Here is a 16752-nt window from a genome sequence, read left to right as displayed (position 1 = left end):
ACGGGAGTTGCGCAGGTCACCGCAGCAACCTGCGCTCCCCTCCGACGCTTCGCGGGCTCAGACGGCGGCGGTGCGCTTCTCTCCGCCGTTGCGCCCGGCCTTGTCCCTGGCCTTGCTCCCGGCCTTGTCCCCCGCCCGTCCGCGGGCCCGGCCGCTGCCGTTCACCTGCCCCTGGTCCACCCAGGTGCCCAGGGCGATCTCGGCGGTGATGCCGGGGCCGAACCCGGCGATCACCCCGCGGGCGGCATGTCCGGCCCCGCCGTCCTGCCAGAGCCGCTCCAGGGCGTCGAAGATCACCGCGCTGGCGATGTTCCCGCGCTCGGTGAGGGTGGCCCGGCTGTAGCGGAAGGTTTCCTCTTCCAGATCGAGGTAATGGCAGAGGTCGTCCAGGATGCGCGGACCGCCGGCGTGCACGATATAGAAGTCCAGCCCGGAGACATCCCAGTCATGGGGCTCGGCCATCTCGCGCATGGCGGGGGCGAGCATCGCCATGGTGCCCGGCACCCGTTTGTCCAGGATGAAGTGGAAGCCGGTGTCCCGGACGCCATAGGAGATCCAGGCCTCGGTGTCCGGCACCAGATGGGAGCCATTGCGCTCCAGCCGCACCCCGCTGCCGCCCCGGCCGCGCACCACCGCCGAGGCCAGCGCATCCCCGAACAGGCCGTTGGACAGCAGGTTTCCCACGCCCAGATCGGTCGGCTGATAGAGCAGCGAGCAGAACTCACAGGCCACGATGAGCACATTGGCCTCGGGGTAGGCGCTGCAGAAGTCATGGGCCCGGTTGATGGCCGCGCCGCCCGCCGCACAGCCGAGCTGGGCGATCGGCAACTGCCTGGTCTCACTGCGGAATCCCATGGTGTTGATCATCCAGGCGGTCAGCGACGGCATCATAAAGCCGGTGCACGAGACATAGACGATCATGTCGATCTCGCGCGGGGTCAGCTCGGCATGGGCCAGCGCCCGGCGGACCACATCGGGCACCCGGCGCTTGGCCTCCGACTCGTACATATCGTTGCGCGCGGTGAAGCCCGGGTGTTTGAGGGTGTCCTCGATCGGCTGGAGCAGATGCCGCTTCTGGACGCCGGTGTTGCCGATCAGCCTGAGCGCCAGGTCCAGTTGGGGATGGTCGGCATGCAGGGTCCGGGCCAGCTCCAGGGTCTCTTCCCTGGTGATGATGTTCTCCGGCACGGCGATCGCCGGTCTGCAGAGCGTTGCCATGACGAGGCCCCCTTCACCAGGCGACCGGCAGGGCGAGCGGGTAGCGCCAGATGGAGACGGTGTTCCACTCCACCTCCTCCGGCGGTACGGCCAGCCGCAGTTCGGGGAACCGGCGCAGCAGGGTGCCGATGGCGATCTGCAGTTCCATCCGCGCCAGATGCGCCCCCAGGCAGTGGTGCGAGCCATTGCCGAAGGTCATATGGGGGGCCGGGTCCTCCCGCTCGAAGTCCAGCTCATCGGGCCGGTCATAGGCCCGGTCGTCGCGGTTGGCGCACAGATAGGAGACATGGACCACGTCCCCCTTGCGGATGGTGACCCCGTCGAGCTGCACATCCTCCAGGGCGACCCGGGGGATTCCCACGCCCTGCCGGAACGGGATGTAGCGCAGCAGTTCCTCGATGGCCTGGGGCAACAGCTCGGGCCGGGCCCGCAGTTGGGCCAGGTGCGCGGGGTGGGTGAGCAGGGTGTAGACGATGTTGCAGATCTCATAGGTGGTGGTGTCATGGCCGGTGACCAGCAGGAGCATGCCCATCACGGCCAGCTCCTTGTCGTCCAGCCGCTCCCCGTCCACCTCGGCGGTGGCCAGGTTGCTGAGCAGGTCGTCCCCGGGGTTGCGGCGGCGCTCGGCGGTCAGCTCGGCGAAGTACTCCCGCAGCCCGGCCTTGGCCTCGGCCGCCTTCTCCCGGTCGGCGGGCTTCATGGACATCATCGCCATGGCCCAGCTGCGCAGTTGGGGACGCTCGGCGGCCGGCACCTGCAGCAGCTCGCAGATGGTGGTCAGCGGCAGCTTCCCGGCCAGGTCCTTGGCGATGTCGCCGGGCTGGCCGTGCGCTTCCATGGTGTCCAGCAGCGCGTCCACCACCTGCTGGGTCTTCGGCCGCAGCTCCTCCACCTGCTTGTTGCTGAAGCCCTTGGTGACCAGGCGGCGGAGTCTGCTGAGCGCGGGCGGGTCCATCACATTGATGGCCTCCGACTGCACGATGGGGGCGGGGGTGATGCGCGGGAAGTCCCGGCCGATGACGGCGGCCCGGCTGAAACGGCGGTCCTGGGTGACGGTGCGGACGTCCTCGTACCGCGTGACCAGCCAGCACTCGCCTTCGCCATAGGGCATACGGACACGGGCGATGGGCGCCTCCACCCGCATCCGCGCCATGAAGGGGTCTGGTTCCAGGGCGTCATCGTGCCGGAAAGGACATGTCCGTTCGGATTCCGAAGTGGTCATGGAAACACTCCCCTGTACCCAAGGCACGGCCCGGTGGCGCGCCGGTATCTACTGATCGGTTCCGCGCTGGCAAGCGCGCCACACTTGCGGCTGCACAATTCACTCGATTTGTGGACTGAACAATGTAAAGGGAACACATATTGCCCGAACGTGGCCGGGGAACTTAGCCCAGTCGAGTGAACGCCTTCTTGTGGTGGCGTCCGCTGCCGCCGGATCCGGGGTCAGGCCCGCAGGCCGCGCACCGGCTCATGGGTGTGCGACTCGATGTCCTTGATCGTCTTGTCCAGCAGCTGGTCGGCGATCCGGTTGAGCGCCCGGGCGACGGAGAGTTCGTCGCCGATGTCGGGGACGTTCTCATCGGCCGGGTTGCAGCGAGCGGTGCCCTCGCCGACGATCGGGCCCGGGGTCTTGCCACTGAGCCTGGCCTCGGCGGTGACGGTGTGGTCGTGTTCCTTGATGTCGATGTGAACACTCCAGCTCTTGGTGCCGGTCACGGCGGTTCCCTCCTTGCACGCAGCACGGCCCCTGCCACCACGCTGACACGGACGGCCGCCCCCCGCACCCGGAGACGGCCGCCCGCCCGTGCCGGAGCCCGGTCAGCGGCGGCCCTCCAGCGTCCGGCGCACATCACCGCCGTGGTAGTAGGTACGGCCGCCCCTGGTGCGACGGCGCCACCGCTGCTCGCCGGCATGCCGGTAGACGCTGCCGGGTGGGATACGCCACAGCCGGGCGATGTGTCCGGCACTCACCCAGACGTCCTTGGCGGAGCCCTTGATGGTCACACTGTCGGTGAAGGAGAGCGTCAACTCCGCCCGGCCGGCGACCCGTTCCACATTGTCCTTGAGCGAGGCCAGTTCGGAGCGGGAGTTGCGGTCCACGGCCTCGTCGATCGAGGCCGGCTTCTCCGGGTCGTCGTCAATGGCCCGTTAGTCGTGCAGCAGCCGGATCCCCGACTCCCCCTCCCCCAGCGGCTCCTGCTCCACATACACACTCGGCGGGAAGATCAGCGGCCAGTTCTCCACCTCGGCGATCAGCCGGTACACCTCCCGGGCCGGGGCCCGCACGGTGATCTCGTGCTCAACCTCTCGCATGGTCATGTCCCGTGCTCCCCTCAGAAGTTGCCCAGGTCGCCGCAGACGTTGAGCGCCTGCGAGGTGATGGAAGCGGCAGTGTCCGAGGCCGGATAGCCGACCAGCCCGGCCACCTCCTCGGGCGTGGAGTAACGCCCCAGCGGGATCTTCGCCTGGAACTTCTCCAGGATCGCGTCCTCGGAGGTCTCATACGCGGCCGCGTAACCGGCCCGCACCCGCTGCGCCATCGGCGTCTCCACATACCCCGGGCACACCGCGTTCACCGTGATCCCGGTCGGCGCCAGCTCATTGCCCAGCGCCTTGGTGAAACCCACCACCCCATGCTTGGACGCCGAGTACGGCGCCCCCAGCACCACACCCTGCTTGCCCGCCGTGGACGCGATATTGATGATCCGGCCACGGTCCTTGTGGCGCATCCCGCCGGCGTTGAGCACCTCGCGGGTCATCAGGAAGACGCTGTTGAGATTGGTGTTGATCACGTCGAGCCAGAGCTCGTCCGTGATGTCGGCGGTGACCCCGCCGCCACTGCGGCCCGCGTTGTTGACCAGTACGTCGATGGTGCCGAAGCGCTCCACCGCCTGGGCGACAAGTGGTGGCTCAGCGCGCCCGGGCGGGCATCAGCGAGGAGTTGACCACCTCGATCAGCGCACGCGGGGTGCGGATCTCGGTGAGCAGGTCGTCGTCCAGGGTGACGCCGAACTCGCGCTCTATCCGTCCGGCGGTCTCCAGCAACGCCGGCGACTCATAGCCGAGTTCGGCGAAGTCGCTGTCCAGGATGTCGCCGTCCAGATCGACAGCCTCGTCGGTACCGGCTCCCTCGCGCAGGATGCGCCTGAGGTCTTCCAGGGAGAACTCGGAGAACTCATGACCAGGCATGGCGGTCCTTTCCTCGGTGCTCATGGGTTGCTCGTGCTTACGGCTACGCGGCTTCGCCGGCGCCCGGCGCCCGTACCACCAGTGCGGAGTTGAAGCCGCCCTGGCCCCTGGCCACCACCAGGGCGGAGCGCACCGGTGCGGTACGCGGCCGCCCGGTGACCAGGTCGAGCCGGTAGTCCTCGGCGGGGGCGATGCCGATGGACAGCGGAATGACGCCATCCCGGATGGCCAGCAGCGCGGTGGCCAGAACCAGCGGCGCGGCACCGGAGTTGAGCCGTCCGGTCATCGTCTTGGGCACCGTCACCGGGACGGAGCGGGCGCCGAACACCGCGTTGATCGCCCCGGCCTCGATCCGGTCCAGCTCCGGGACGGCGGCCGCGTCGGCGAACACCACATCGATCTCGCCGGGCGCCGCGCCTCCGGGCGGCGTCCAGCTCCTCCAGCACCAGCAAGGCGCCGCCCTCGCCCGGCACATGGCCCGAGGCCGCGGCGTCGAAGGGGCCGCGCAGCCCGTTGCGGATGGAGATCTGACCGCTGTTGACCGCATAGAACCAGGCGAAGGACTGGTAGGCGCTGACATAGCGACTGCCCTGGCTCCAGAGCGCCTTGAGCTCCCTGCCAGGCACGGCCGCTGTTCAGGCGCGCTGGAAGCGGGACGGGCCGAACCAGCGGTCCAGCGCCATCGGCAGGTCGTGGTGGCTGCCCGGGGCGGCCCAGGCCAGATGCCCGTCCGGGCGCACCAGGACGGCCGGGGTGCCCCACAGCGGGCTGTCCTGGGTGAGGCCGTGCGGGGCGGCGGTCACCAGGTCGATCCGGTCCGACCAGCCCGCCGCCCTGTTGCGCAGCCGGCTGTTGTCCTCCAGGTCCAGCAGCACCCCGCGCGCCGGGTGCAGCAGTTCGGTGCTGCTGGTCTTGCGCCGCTCGCCGACCAGCTCCAGATGCGGCATCCGGCGGCCCAGCAGCGGATGGCTGCCCGGTCCGACGTCATAGCGGATCTCCAACCCGCTGACCATGCCCGCGAGATGGCGGCTGACCTCCTCATAGCGGATCAGCTCGGCGAGCACAGCGCGCAGCGGCTGGATCTCCGGGCCGCTGCGGAAGAGCAGGCCCTGGGCCTTGGTATTGAGCATCAGCCGCTCACCGACCGGGTACCGCTCGCCGTGATAGGTGTCCAGCAGCTCCGGGTGGGCGGTGCCGCGTACCACCGCGGCCAGCTTCCAGCCGAGGTTGACCGCGTCCTGGATGCCGGTGTTCATGCCCTGGCCGCCGGCCGGCAGATGGATATGCGCGGCGTCACCGGCCAGCAGCACCCGGCCCCGGCGGTACTCGGTGACCTGGCGGGTGGCGTCCCCGAAGGCACTGACCCAGCCGGCCTCGGCACGCGAGATGTCGATACCGGTGATCCGCTCCCAGGCGGCGGCCGCCTCCTGGAAGGAGGGCGGTTCGGTACGCCGCCGGGGCTCGGCGCCATGCTCACAGACGATGATCCTGGTCCAGCCGCCGTCCCCCAGCGGCCCGGCCATCACCATGCCGCCGGGCAGGGTCTCGCCGATCAGCCGTGGCTTGAGCTCCACACCCCGGATATCGGCCAGGAACATCTCCATCGTGGCCGCGGTGCCCGGGAATTGGAATCCGGCCGCCTTGCGGACCGTGCTGCGTCCGCCGTCACAGCCCACCAAGTACGGGGCGGTGAGCTGGAATTCATCTCCGTCCGGCCCGCCGACCTCGGCCTCCACCACCTCGCCCGTATCGCGGATCCCCAACAGTTCATATCCGCGCCGGATATCCGCGCCCAGTTCGCGCGCCCATTCCTCCAGCATGGCCTCGGTGACCGACTGGGGCACCGTCTTGGCCGCCTGGTGCACACTGTCCAGCACCCCGAAGTCCACTGGCAGGCCGCCGAAACGACCGGCGTTGCTGGTGCCCATCTCGCCCAGCCGGGGCAGCAGTCCGCGCTGGTCGAACACCTCCATGGTGCGGGTGGTGAATCCCAGCCCGCGCGACTCCCCGGTCGGCCGCGGCAGGCGTTCCAGGACGATGACATCGACCCCCGCCAGCCGCAGTTCCGAGGCGAGCGTAAGACCGGCCGGGCCCGCACCGGCGACTATGACTGAAGCATCGACTGGAGCATCCATCTACCTCTCCTCGGGGGAGTCGGAAGGCATAGGTGAGATCAACGCAGCGCGAAACACGGGGAATCACCCTGTGGTGTCCCTCGGTGACACAGTGATTCCGCGTCGAATGCGCGCGGTCCCCGCGGAGGAGCGGCATACGAAGCGGCCGCTTCACAACGCGGCCGGCCGGACGCACATCGGTGCATCGATACAGTGCTGCGGAAACTGGTAATCAGCTTCTTCGGCCGGGATTCCGGTGCCAACGGCCGTCTGACAAGGCCCCAACAGGCTTATGTCAAACCCTTGTCAACTCCGGCCGCCACTTCGCCGGGTGTCCGCCCGATCGCGCTTTGTAGCCGCCCCCGGGCAAAACACAGCCCCCGGCGCTCCATACCGATTCCGCGAGCCGTCAGTCGTCGCTGACAACCCTGGTCCTCGATATGTGCCCTTCCGGGGGCCTAGCCAGTCGCCGAGATGGGGGTCACTCGCCGATGAACGTCTCCACCGACGGTGCGGCTCTCACCGGTTGGCTGGTGTATTTGCCAGTTTGCGCCTGCTTCGTCCCCGAGGCAAGAGGTTCTGGAAAAAGATGTTCCGGTTACTGTGCGCACCGGTGCGGCACGCTCGGCAACCGGACAACTGGGCCCGGTTCCAGGAGTGTTACCCCCGGACAGGGCAGGCCCGGAGGTATGCCAGGGTAGATCCGATGAACGACAACGGGGGCGGCGGGAAGGCGCCGGTGCAGCGCTCAAAAATCGCCGAATACACGGAAATGACGTCTTCGCCACGGAGCGAGGGCCGACAGGCTCCGGGGGCCGAAGTGGAGGCCCGGCGGCAGGAGTTCACCGCACGCCTGGCGGCGTTCCGGGCCACGGCCGTGCTCGTCCCTTACCGGGATGACGGCTGGCTGACCGCCGATTTCGGCGGGGTGCGCTGGATCCTGGCCTTCTCCGACGAGGCGGCGCTGGCCCGTTACGCACTGGCGCGGGAAGAGGGCCACCGGGAGTGGACCTACCAGACGGTGCTCGGGGCGCGGCTGCTGGAAGCGGCCGTTCCGGCGGCGGGAGTGCCCTGCGGGGTGGCCCTGGACGCGGCCGACGGCCCACAGCAGGCGCTGCTTCTCCCGCCGGTGGCCGGGATCGTTCCGGACAGTTACGCGGTGAACAGAGGCTTCATGGGTGACGGGCGCGTCACCAACGGGGAGGAGACACGGTGGTGAGCGGGGGCGCCGGAGCGCACGGGGGCACGGACGGCCTGGACACGGGCGGCATGGCCGATATCGCCAAGGGCCTGACCATGGCGCTGGCCGAGCTGAAGGATCTCGGCATGGTCGGCATGGCGGGCGCGGGCCGCGGCTTCAGCGAACTGGAGCTGTCGGGCCTCGACCTGGGGCACGAGGGCCTGACGGACGAGTTCCACTCCTTCTGCGAGCGGTGGGAGTGGGGAGTGCGTTCGCTGATCAACGAAGGCAATGCCCTGGCGAAGAAGACGGGCATCTCGGCCGGCACGTACTACGAGACCGACAAATATGTGGAGGGCTCACTCAAGATCGGGCTGAACTCGGTCGTCGGCAATCCGCATGCCTCGGAGGACCAGGTCACCCAGCAGGGCTGGGGCGACATCGCCGGCCAGTCCCTGCACGCGGACTACAGCGAGAAATCCTTTGAGCAGGCCTATGACAACAGCGTCCAGGGCTGGAAGGACGCCGGCCGGGATGTGATGACCTCGCACACCGTGGGCCCGATGGGCCTCAACCCGGAGAACCTGCACAGCGCCTTCGGGATCTCGGACGCTCAGTACAACAAGATGCTGGACGACAACTTCGGCCCCTCGCCCGAGGAGCGCGCCCGTACCCAGCAGGGCGGGGATGAGGGCTGATGGGCATCCTCGGGGACATCAAGGGCGGGCTCAACAAGGGCCTCGGCAAGCTTGAGGACGGCTGGCACCAGGGCGAGAAGCTGGTCGGCGAGGGCATCGACTGGGGTGCGCACCGGGTCGGCGACGGCCTGGACATGGTGGGTCTGCACGACGCGGCCCATGCCGTGGACCACTGGGGCGACGAGGTCGCCTCCGATCTCGGCGCCACCCCCGGCGAACAGCAGCTCGGCGAGTCCGACCACCCCAATGACCTGGTTCATGGCAACCCGCACAACATCCAGCAGACCGCCAAGCACCTCAAGGACTTCTTCACCGCCTTCGACAAGGTCGGCACCGGCATGAAGAAGGTGGACACCTCGGGCTGGAAGGGCATGGGCGGTGACGCCTTCCGCGAGAAGTTCGGCGCCCACCCGGTGAAGTGGCTGCACGCGGCCGACGCCTGCGAAACGGCCGGCGGTGCGCTGGAGACCTATGCGCACACCGTGAAATGGGCGCAGGACGAGGCCAAGGCGGCCATCGAGCTCTACAAAAAGGGCAAGAAGGCATCCGAGGACGCCATCAAGGCCTACAACAAGCGCATTGACGCCTATAACGCCAAGGTCAAGGAGAATCAGGACCCCGGTCCGGTGCCCGAGCCGTTCCATGACCCCGGCCGGGAGGACATCAAGGCGGCCCGGGAGAAGCTCGCCGCCGCCCGGAAGCAGCGCAACACCGCGGCCGCGGAGGCCAGGGACAAGGTCAAGGCCGCCCTGGCACACGCCCCGGCCGAGCCGCCGCCCCTCTCCCGGTTCGGCCATGACCTCACCGACGGCTATGAGGCCGTCAATCTGGAGCTGACCCATGTCGCCGGCGGGGTCGTCAAGGGCACTGCGGGGCTGGTCAACTTTGTGCGCGGCCTCGACCCCATGGATCCGTACAACCTGACCCACCCGGCCGAGTACCTCCAGGGCGTCTCGACCACGCTCTCCGGCCTGGTCTCCACCGCGGCCCACCCCGAGCGGGCGCTCAAGGCCATGGTGGACGGCTTTGAGAAGGACCCCTCCGAGTTCGCCGGCCGCCTCATCCCCGAGCTCCTCGGCACCAAGGGCGCCGGGCTCGCCCGGGGGGCCCTGGCCCGGGGGATCGAGGAGGGGGCGGCGGAACAGGCGGCGGCCGGGGCGAGCAAGTGGAGCAAGCTGGCGCGCTCCACCAAGCATGTCAAGGAAGAGGCCATCCACTTCGACTCGGTGAAGGGCCGAAAGGCCAGGAAATTCCTGGACGAGGAATATCCCTGGCTCAAGGACGTCAACAACACGGGAAAGCCGGGATATGTGGACAACTGCAGCCACAATGTGGTCGCGGTGGACCGCCGGCTGGACGGCATAGAGGTCAGCGCCGCCCCCAAGCTCTCACCCGACCATGTCCCGCCGGAGCAACTCGGGCTGCACAACTACCCCAAGGGCCACTACAACATGGTCAACAACTACGATGACATCGTGCGCGATCTCAAAGCCCGGGGAGAGGGATCGCGCAGCGTCGTCTACATCAGCCGCCCGAACGGCACGGCACATGTTTTCAATGCCGTCAACACCCGGCATGGCGTGGTCTTTCTGGACGGCCAGAGCGGACAACTCGGCATGCTGGAGAAGAACGTCTCATCGATCGGGCATATTCCGTATCGAAATGGAGTCCTCAAATGATCACCAGAGAAGAGGCGGTGGCGGCGGCCGCCCATTTCCTGCGGACCACGGCCTACCCGGACCGTCCGGATTCCATTGTGATGCTGCCCGAAACCGCGGTCAGGTTCCGTTACGGGTGGACCGTGCGCTTCGACTTCAAGGAGCACCTGGAAACCGGAGACCCCACAAAGGCCCCGTTCAGTTCGGTCGTCGTGGCCCCGCACGACGGAACGCCGGCACATTTCGCTCCGACCTTCCCGCCGACGGAGGAGTACATGAAGCAGCGCGGCAAGCGCAAATGGCCCTGGACAAAGGACCGTTGATGACCAACCCCCAGCAACAAGCCGCGGCCTGGCTGCACTCCACCTACGGCGGCCTGGTCGAACCGGCCACCGCGCAGCCCGTGTACGAGACGGCGACGGCCTGGCTGTTCGCCTGCCGGCCCCTCCCCCAGCCCGGCTATCCGGCGACGCCCATGCTCGCCGCCTCCGTGGTCGTCCCCAAGGGCGGCGGCTCCCCCTTCCACCCGGCGCCGAGTGCGCCGCTCGCGGACCTGGAGCCGGTTCCGCCGCAGGAGGCGGCCGCCAGGGCCCAGGGGCAGGACCGGCGCATCAATGCCCGGGGCTGCCTGGTCGCCCTGCACTCCGCGATCGGCGGAGCGCCATCCGTGCCGCTGCCCTGGCGCCCGTCGGATGAGGCCCCGGGCTGGTGGAAACGGCTGCACCGGCGCTACTTCCCCGAGTTCGGGCAGGTCCCGGCGGGCGACTGGGACGATGTGATCAAGGCGGTGGCGGAGCCGGGGCCGGACACCCGGGGCGTGGTGTGGGTGCGGCGCGAGATAGGCGGCCAGGAGGCCACCGGCAATCTGCTCTACGCGCACAACAACAAGGGCCAGGTGGTCCTGCTGGACGGACTGACCTCGTCGCTGGCCCGGCTCGACGCCTCCGGGGTGCGCGAGCTGGTCCTGCTGCGCGCCCTGCCCGGAGCCGGGGCCCGTCCCCCATGGGAGCGGGCGGCGGGGGACTTCGGCTCCGCGGTCGCCAAGGCCCGGCTCTGGCTGGACGACGCCTACCGGGGCCAGGTCGAACTGGCCGCGCCCACCGCCCAGGACGAGACCCGGCGCGGCTGGGTCTTCTCCTGTAACACCAAGCGGTTTCTGCGGGACGGCCACTGGCAGGACGCCATGCTGGACGCCACGGTCGTCGTCCCCAAGGATGAGACCGCGCCCTTCGGACTGCCCAACGCCGACCCCTGGAACTGGCTCGCCCGCTGGGACGCGGGAGAAACTCCCGGTTCGCCCGGTATGCCCGCTCCGCCCGCGCCCGGCCGGGCCCCCTGGTTCGCGCCGACCCTTGCCGAGCTGGGCCCGGTCATGTCCGTCTCCGAACACCCCGACTGGCAAGGGGCGTTGGGCGCCCTCGCCGCCCTCCCCACCGGAGCGCGCGCCGTGACCTGGGTACGCCGCACCGACGGCCGCGGCCGGGAAGCGGTGGGGTGGCTGGTGATCGCCCTCCGGACGGAGCAGGGCACCGTCCTGGTGGACGGCGCCTCGGGCGAGCCGGCATCGCTCGACATGACGGGGGTCGAGCGGTTGCATGTGATCCGGTACCGCTGAGGGCGACCGCGCCTTCGGCGGTCGTACCCACCGGGGCGGCCCGGCGCGTCCCGGCGCCGGGCGCGGTACCGCGGCGGCACCGCACTCCGCGGCACCCGCAGCGCACAACGGCGGAGGCAGGCGGAGGAAGAGGATGGACCTGGAACTGCGGCACCTGCGGGTGCTCTGTGCGATAGCCGACGCCGGATCGCTGGGCCGGGCGGCCAGGGTTCTCGGCTATTCACAGCAGGCGATCAGCGCCCAATTGCAGCGGGTCGAGCGCGACTTCGGCGAGCCGCTCTTCGAGCGCAAGGCATCGGGCGTGGAGCCGACCCCGTACGGCGCCGAGGTCCTGGCCCAGGCGCGGGACGTCCTGGACCGCGCCGCCGCCATCGGACGAAGACCGGCCATGCGCCCGATGGCACGTCAGGTGCTGCGGCTGGCCGCCACCAACTCCCCTGTGCTCCCCGGGATGGTGGCCCGGATCCGCGGCCGGCTGCCGGAGCTCACGCTGACCGTCAGCAGCGTCTACGCTTCCTCGGAGATCGTGGAACTGCTGGAGAACAACGAGCTGGACGCCGCCATCGCCGTGGACTACCCCGGCATGGAGCTGGCGCATTCCGATGCCGTGGCACACCGGGGGATCGTCAGCGAGCCGTCGTTCGTCGCCCTGCCGGCTCACCACCGGCTCAAGCACCGCACGGAGATCGCGCTCCTCGACCTGGCCGACGAGGCGTGGTTTGTGACCCCGGACGATGGCGCCGGATGGCCGGGGGTCTTCTACGCGGCCTGTGCCTCGGCCGGATTCACCCCGGCCGCGGTCCATCACTTCCTGGGCGACCGGCTGCAGTTGCAGCACATGATCTCCGAGGGCCTGGGCATCTCCCTGGTGCAGGCGACCATCCGGCCCATCCCCGGGGTGCTGGTCAAGCCGCTGACCGGCACCCCGCTGTGGTGCCGCTATCTGCTCGCCTGGCGGCGCGAGGGGCTGTCGTCCGAGGTCGCGGAGACACTCTTCCGCTCCGCCACCGAGTCCTATCGCGAACTCATCGAGCGGGCACCGCATTTCCAGGCATGGGCGTCAGGTGGCTGCGGAGCGACCGGTTCCTAACCGCCCTTCCGGCATAGGGATGTTGTGGCCCGGCCGTTGATTGTGCTGTCCCTCCATCCATGGTCTGTCACGGGAAACGGTGGGAGAGTCCTCCGCATGCCAGGTTCCTGACTGACGAGTCAGTACCCGGCTCATCCCTGCGAGGCGCATAGGTACGAGGGAGTTGTGATGCGCCGATACCCCCCACTGAGATCCCTGGCCGTCTCCATGGCGGCCTTCGCCACCATCACCGGCCTCCTGGCCACCCCGGCTCTGGCGGCACCCGGCCCGACGGCCCCCGCCAAAGCAACAAAATCCATAAAACCCCCCAAACCATCCAGGGCGGCAACCGGAAGCAAAGCCGCGAAGCTGCCGCCCACCGGTCCGTCCACCACCGCTTCGGACCGTCCCGCGGTGCAGCGCACCCCACTCGCCCCCACCCGGCTCCGCCCGCACAGCGCACCGGCGACCACCCACAACAGCGGCGCGGCGGCGAAGAAGAACAGACCCGCACGGTCCCATGAGCCCTCCTGCACCCCGGCGGACTTCGCCTCCCGCAGCGGCTCCGATCTGGTCGACTTCGTCCAGTCCTCGACCACCGACTGTGTCAACACCCTGTACGGCGTCAGCGGTTCCGATGCGTACAACGTGTTCCGCGAAGCCCAGATGGTGACCATCGCCAACGCCTTCCAGAGCGCCGCGGCGAACTATCCCGGCGACAACTCGACCAACATCCAGCAACTGGTGGTCTTCCTGCGCGCCGGCTACTACGTCCAGTACAACCACCCCGCCGACACCGGGAGTTACGGCGCGGCCCTGTCCACCGTCATCGAGGGCGCCCTGGACACCTTTGTCGCCAACCCGCACTTCATGGACGTCAGCCAGGCCAACGGCGAGGTCATCGGCGAGGCGATCACCCTCACCGACAGCGCCGACGAACAGGCCCGCTATCTCGGCACCTACCAGCGGCTGCTGAACGCCTATGACAGTTCGTACGACGCGTACCCGGCCATGGTCAAAGCGGTCAACAACGTCTATACGCCGCTGTTCCGAGGCCACCAGAACCCCGCTTTCGTACAGGCGGTCACGGCCGACCCCGGCATTCTCGACACCCTCTACTCCTTCGCCCGCGACCACCTCGGGCTGCTGGGTGGCGACAACTCCTTCCTGGACTCCAACGCCGGCATCGAAATGGCCCGCTTCATCCAGCACCCCGCGCTCCAGGACAAGGTGCGGCCGCTGATGAAGGGCCTGCTGGACGCCTCGTCCATCACCGGCCCCACCGCCCCGCTCTGGGTCGGCGTGGCCCAGCTGGCCGACTCCAACGACAAGGACGACTGCTCGTACTACAACACCTGCAACCTCACCGACCGGCTGACCTCGGCCGCCCTCCCCATCACCTACACCTGCGACGACACCCGCACCATCCGCGCCCAGGCCCTCAACTCCGATGACCTGGCCGCCACTTGCGACAGTCTCCAGAAGCAGGACGGGTACTTCCACGGCCTGGTCAACGACAACGGCTCGATCCCCGGCCAGTACGAGGACACCGTTCAGCTGGTGGTCTTCGCCAGCCGCGGCGACTACCAGACCTATGCGGGCGCGATATTCGGCGTTGACACCGACAACGGTGGCATCACCCTCACCGGCAACCCCACCGACCCGGCCAACCAGCCCCGCTCGATCATGTACCAGAAGCCCTCGGACGACGGCTTCGCGGCGCGGATATGGAACCTCAACCACGAGTACACCCACTACCTCGACGGCCGGTACGACATGAAGGGCGACTTCGCCCAGGAGATCACCGTCCCGGACATCTGGTGGATCGAGGGCCTGGCCGAGTACGTCTCCTACAGCTACCGCGGCATCACCGACACCGAGGCGGTCACCGAGGCCGCCAAGCACACCTACACCCTGAGCACGCTCTGGCAGAGCACCTACGCCAACAGCGATGTGACCCGCACCTACCCCTGGGGCTACCTGGCGGTGCGATACATGTTCGAGAAGCACCCCGAGGACATCCAGGCGATGCTCGCCAAGTTCCGGACCGGTGACTACACCGGCGGCTACGCCGTCTACAACTCGGACATAGGCACCCGCTACGACGACGACTTCAACACCTGGCTCGACCAGTGCGCGTCCGGCGCCTGCTCCGCCAACGCGACGAACTCCGCACACGGAGCCCACGCGAACCACGGGCACCCGCGGCACTGAGACCGCCCGCCCCTGAAAACGGAAATCCCAGGTCGCGCTTGGCGTGACCTGGGATTTTTCCGAGCCGCCTTCGGGATTCGAACCCGAGACCTACGCATTACGAGTGCGTTGCTCTGGCCAACTGAGCTAAGGCGGCACACCACCGGGCCGAAAGCGGCAGCGGCAGCTTCGCCAAGTTTACACAGGCTCCGGGGGTGCTTCGTACCGGGTCCCGGTGGCCGGATCAGGAGCAGTGCTGGTCGGCGGGCGGGGTGGTGGTGCCCAGGAGGTAGGAGTCGATGGCGTTGTCCACGCAGGAGCTGCCTCGGGTGTAGGCGGTGTGGCCGTCGCCGTCGTAGGTCAGCAGGCGGCCGGAGGAGAGCTGGTGGGCCAGGGAGCGGGCCCAGGGGTAGGGGGTGGCGGGGTCGCGGGTGGTGCCCACGACCAGGATGGGGGCGGCGCCGCGGGCGGTGATGCGGTGGGCGCGGCCGGTGGCGTGGGTGGGCCAGTAGGCGCAGCTCAGGCCGCCCCAGGCCAGGTTCTCGCCGAGGACCGGGGAGACCTTGTTGAAGGCCGGAATGGCCCGGCGGACGTCATCCGGGCTGTGAAAGGCGGTGGGCAGATCCAGGCAGTTGACGGCGGCGTTGGCGGCCATCAGGTTGCTGTAGGAGCCGTGGGCGTCGCGTTCGTAGTAGGCGTCGGAGAGCGCCAGCAGTACCGAGCCGTCACCCTCCATGGCCAGGGAGAGTGCCTTGCGCAGGGTGGGCCAGGCGTCCTGGTCGTACATGGCGGCGATCACGCCGGTGGTGGCCAGGGACTCGGTGAGCGGACGGGACCTGGCGGTGGGCAGCGGGTGGGCGTCCAGGCCGGTGAGGAAGGACTTGAGCCTGCCGCCCATGGCGGCGGTGCCGGAGGCGCCCAGCGGGCAGTCGCTCTGGCGGGCGCAGTCGCGGGCGAAGGAGGCGAAGGCGGTCTGGAAGCCGGCCGCCTGGTCGCGGTTGGCCCGCTCGGCGCTCAGTGAGGGGTCCAGCGCGCCGTCCAGCACCAGCCGGCCGACCCGGGACGGGAAGAGCCCGGCATAGGTGGCGCCGAGGAAGGTGCCATAGGAGGCGCCGATGTAATGCAGCTTGCCGTCGCCGAGTACGCCGCGCAGGACGTCCATGTCACGGGCGGCCTCCACGGTGGAGACATGGCCCAGGACCCGGCCCGAGTGGGCGGCGCAGCCGGCCGCGAACTTCTTGAGGGCGGCGACCAGTTGACGGATCTCGGCCTGGTTGTGCGGGGTCTGCTCGACCTGGGCGTAGGCGTCCATCTCGCTGTCGGTGAGGCAGGTGACCGGCTCGCTTCTGGCCACTCCGCGCGGGTCCATGGCCACCAGGTCATAGCGGGCGCGGACGCTCGCCGGGTAGTTCTTGGCGGCGTACCGCTGGAGGTAGTCGATCGCGGAGCCGCCCGGGCCGCCGGGGTTGACCAGCAGTGAGCCCAGGCGCCGGGAGCGGGCGCCGGTGGCCTTCTGGCGGGAGAGGGCCAGTTTGATCTCGCCGCCGCGCGGCATCGCATAGTCCAGCGGGACCCGCATGGTGGCGCACTCGAAGCCGGTGGCACCGCTTCCGCAGGAGTGCCAGCGCAGCTGCTGGCCGTAGTAGGGGCTGAGCGAGCGTGCGGCGTCCGCCCCGGCGAGGTAGCCGCCGGTGATGTCCCGGTCGTGGGCGGGAGCGGCCGCGGGGGTCGCGCGCCCGGCGGCGGAGGCGGAGATCAGCAGGACCGCGGCGGCGGCCACGGTGCCGGAGGTACGGAGGAGGCGGCTGAGGTCCATCG

Annotated in this window: 13 protein-coding genes, 1 tRNA gene and 3 pseudogenes; 7 read left to right on the top strand and 10 right to left on the bottom strand. The window is 69.1% G+C overall.

The genetic code is table 11. From position 1 onward, the window contains the following. Window positions 1-57: 57 nt before the first annotated feature. The 8 genes and pseudogenes from CV755_RS25155 to CV755_RS25120 form a co-directional block, all read right to left on the bottom strand. Window positions 58-1218 (bottom strand): type III polyketide synthase, encoded by a 1161-nt coding sequence (locus CV755_RS25155; protein WP_109282552.1) that lies wholly within the window; start codon window positions 1216-1218, stop codon window positions 58-60. Between the two features lie 13 nt (window positions 1219-1231). Further along, the gene (locus CV755_RS25150) at window positions 1232-2440 is read right to left on the bottom strand and encodes a cytochrome P450 (protein ID WP_109282551.1); all 1209 of its coding nucleotides are present in this window, start codon (window positions 2438-2440) and stop codon (window positions 1232-1234) included. A gap of 221 nt (window positions 2441-2661) precedes the next feature. Continuing rightward, window positions 2662-2934 carry a DUF1876 domain-containing protein gene (locus tag CV755_RS25145; protein WP_109282550.1) on the bottom strand — a complete coding sequence of 91 codons (273 nt, stop codon included), beginning with the start codon at window positions 2932-2934 and terminating at the stop codon, window positions 2662-2664. A 216-nt stretch (window positions 2935-3150) separates the two neighbouring features. Further along, a pseudogene (locus CV755_RS35430) lies at window positions 3151-3537 on the bottom strand (SRPBCC family protein); the annotation flags it as partial. Between the two features lie 14 nt (window positions 3538-3551). Beyond that, window positions 3552-4118, bottom strand: a pseudogene (locus CV755_RS25135) (SDR family NAD(P)-dependent oxidoreductase); the annotation flags it as partial. A gap of 10 nt (window positions 4119-4128) precedes the next feature. Beyond that, window positions 4129-4431, bottom strand: coding sequence for an acyl carrier protein (locus CV755_RS25130; RefSeq protein WP_241561386.1), 303 nt, complete (start codon window positions 4429-4431; stop codon window positions 4129-4131). A gap of 19 nt (window positions 4432-4450) precedes the next feature. Continuing rightward, window positions 4451-5021, bottom strand: a pseudogene (locus CV755_RS25125) (beta-ketoacyl synthase N-terminal-like domain-containing protein); the annotation flags it as partial. Window positions 5022-5042: 21 nt separating this feature from the next. Next, window positions 5043-6542, bottom strand: coding sequence for an FAD-dependent monooxygenase (locus CV755_RS25120; RefSeq protein ID WP_109282548.1), 1500 nt, complete (start codon window positions 6540-6542; stop codon window positions 5043-5045). Window positions 6543-7227: 685 nt separating this feature from the next. On the opposite strand from CV755_RS25120, the gene CV755_RS25115 reads away from it, so the two are divergent. The 7 genes from CV755_RS25115 (at window position 7228) to CV755_RS25085 (ending at window position 14955) form a co-directional block, all read left to right on the top strand. Further along, window positions 7228-7740, top strand: a complete 513-nt coding sequence (locus CV755_RS25115; RefSeq protein ID WP_109282547.1) for a hypothetical protein — start codon at window positions 7228-7230, stop codon at window positions 7738-7740. Then, window positions 7737-8399, top strand: a complete 663-nt coding sequence (locus CV755_RS25110) for a hypothetical protein (RefSeq protein ID WP_338323692.1) — start codon at window positions 7737-7739, stop codon at window positions 8397-8399. Before CV755_RS25115 ends, CV755_RS25110 begins: the two co-directional genes overlap by 4 nt. Continuing rightward, window positions 8399-10078 carry a putative T7SS-secreted protein gene (locus CV755_RS25105; RefSeq protein ID WP_109282546.1) on the top strand — a complete coding sequence of 560 codons (1680 nt, stop codon included), beginning with the start codon at window positions 8399-8401 and terminating at the stop codon, window positions 10076-10078. The genes CV755_RS25110 and CV755_RS25105 overlap by 1 nt, the downstream gene beginning before the upstream one ends. Continuing rightward, window positions 10075-10380: a YrhB domain-containing protein gene (locus CV755_RS25100; protein WP_109282545.1), complete on the top strand. Its 306-nt coding sequence runs from the start codon at window positions 10075-10077 to the stop codon at window positions 10378-10380. Before CV755_RS25105 ends, CV755_RS25100 begins: the two co-directional genes overlap by 4 nt. Continuing rightward, a complete protein-coding gene (locus tag CV755_RS25095) occupies window positions 10380-11672 on the top strand; it encodes a YrhB domain-containing protein (RefSeq protein ID WP_161968747.1) in 1293 nt (430 codons plus the stop codon). The genes CV755_RS25100 and CV755_RS25095 overlap by 1 nt, the downstream gene beginning before the upstream one ends. Window positions 11673-11805: 133 nt before the next feature. Beyond that, window positions 11806-12762 (top strand): LysR family transcriptional regulator, encoded by a 957-nt coding sequence (locus CV755_RS25090; protein ID WP_109282543.1) that lies wholly within the window; start codon window positions 11806-11808, stop codon window positions 12760-12762. 168 nt (window positions 12763-12930) lie between these two features. Beyond that, window positions 12931-14955 (top strand): collagenase, encoded by a 2025-nt coding sequence (locus CV755_RS25085; protein ID WP_109282542.1) that lies wholly within the window; start codon window positions 12931-12933, stop codon window positions 14953-14955. Between the two features lie 62 nt (window positions 14956-15017). Here the strand turns inward: CV755_RS25085 and CV755_RS25080 are convergent. After that, a tRNA-Thr gene (locus tag CV755_RS25080) sits at window positions 15018-15091 on the bottom strand. 87 nt (window positions 15092-15178) lie between these two features. Continuing rightward, window positions 15179-16750: an alpha/beta hydrolase gene (locus CV755_RS25075; RefSeq protein ID WP_109282541.1), complete on the bottom strand. Its 1572-nt coding sequence runs from the start codon at window positions 16748-16750 to the stop codon at window positions 15179-15181. Window positions 16751-16752: the final 2 nt, after the last annotated feature.

It is taken from the genome of Streptomyces orinoci, assembly GCF_003121295.1.
Lineage (GTDB): Bacteria > Actinomycetota > Actinomycetes > Streptomycetales > Streptomycetaceae > Streptomyces > Streptomyces orinoci.
This window is presented reverse-complemented; position numbering and strand designations above follow the sequence as displayed.